This window comes from Vibrio sp. TRT 2004 (genome assembly GCF_050113735.1).
In the GTDB taxonomy this organism is placed as follows: Bacteria; Pseudomonadota; Gammaproteobacteria; order Enterobacterales; family Vibrionaceae; genus Vibrio.
Map to the genome: position 1 here is coordinate 1 of NZ_JBNJOH010000127.1, position 1,243 is coordinate 1,243.

Here is a 1,243-nt window from a genome sequence, read left to right on the forward strand (position 1 = left end):
AGCCCATTTATTTCTAATAGAACATTTTGAATATTCTTAAGGTTTTGCTCAACGATTGCAGACGTTGCGCCAACCCCTACCGCTACCTGAGCATAAAAATCAAGAGGTAAACCATCCGCTTCAATCGCCCTCTTACCAAACCACAATATCTAGTATCGGTCGCAGCTGATACAGACACAATATATAGGAATTAGTAACAATGGAACATTACCAACACCTTAAGTAACGATATGAAACCGATCATTACAGTCCCATATAAATTAGGGTATGTACCCAGTAAATTTTAATAACGTTAAACTCAAGGCAAGTACAATATAACTCCACATTCCTAATGCGTTAATCCACATAAATCCTTTAAATTTTTTAGAATCAGTTTGTTCACGATGTCGAATAAAAGGATAAGCAATACAGTAATTGATAAACCGACTTCCAACATCCCAAGATGCTTGATGCTTCGGTCGCATATAACCGTTATCGTCGTAATACTTATTCAGGTCTTTAGCTAGCTGCTTATCTATGAAAATAATGTGCTTGAAGCTCCCTAAAGAAACAACAGCAATCATTATTACAGCAGGAATAGACCAAACAAGGGCATAAGTTCCAAAGATCAAACCTAACGAAGCAGCAAGAAGTTCATACCAAGCCATTAGAAAGTAGCCTCGATTTCCGAAACAATTTCTATCGCATTTTCATACAAGAAATACAATCCATCGCCTATTGCTTTACCAGTCGCACCGCCAGCGACACCACCGACAAAACCACCTGCAACCGCTCCACCAATTGCAGCAACCGCCAGAACAGGAGCCGATGCGGTTACGCCAATAACTAGAGCAATACCAGAAACGGCGGCGACAGCAAGCCCAACGCCAACGTTACCACCTTGAATACCACCAACGACACCGCCAATAAACCCGCCCACTTCTCGGGTCGTCGTCTTACCACAATCTCCTGTTCCATCGACCTTGCACGCCTCATAGATATTACTCATACCGCTGGCAGCACCTATCACTAGACCGACATACCCCAAACCTCTAGCAGCGGAGATACCAATTGCAATATTGCCAATGCGCTTACCAAGCTCTTTCACAAAACCTGTTTTTAAGATTTCATCCGCATTGTGAACGACTGATTTAGTGGATAGCTTTAGATTGCGCTTGATTTGCGTGTAGATGGGCAATTGAACGCTACGCTTGGAAAGCATTGCAAAGGAACCATCCAGTTTTTTAAACAATGCGGCACGCTG

1 protein-coding gene and 1 pseudogene are annotated in these 1,243 nt (G+C 42.5%); both read right to left on the reverse strand.

Annotated elements, in window-relative coordinates; all coding sequences use genetic code 11:
• Positions 1 to 260 precede the first annotated feature (260 nt).
• Positions 261 to 647, reverse strand: coding sequence for a hypothetical protein (locus ACQEXR_RS20185; protein ID WP_138971148.1), 387 nt, complete (start codon positions 645 to 647; stop codon positions 261 to 263).
• Positions 647 to 1,243: pseudogene (locus ACQEXR_RS20190) on the reverse strand (hypothetical protein); the annotation flags it as partial. The gene ACQEXR_RS20185 and the pseudogene ACQEXR_RS20190, both read right to left, overlap by 1 nt.

Bases quoted from the DNA above. Each gene is read 5' to 3' on its own strand.
- ACQEXR_RS20185 (WP_138971148.1), bottom strand. From the start codon at position 647: ATGGCTTGGTATGAACTTCTTGCTGCTTCGTTAGGTTTGATCTTTGGA.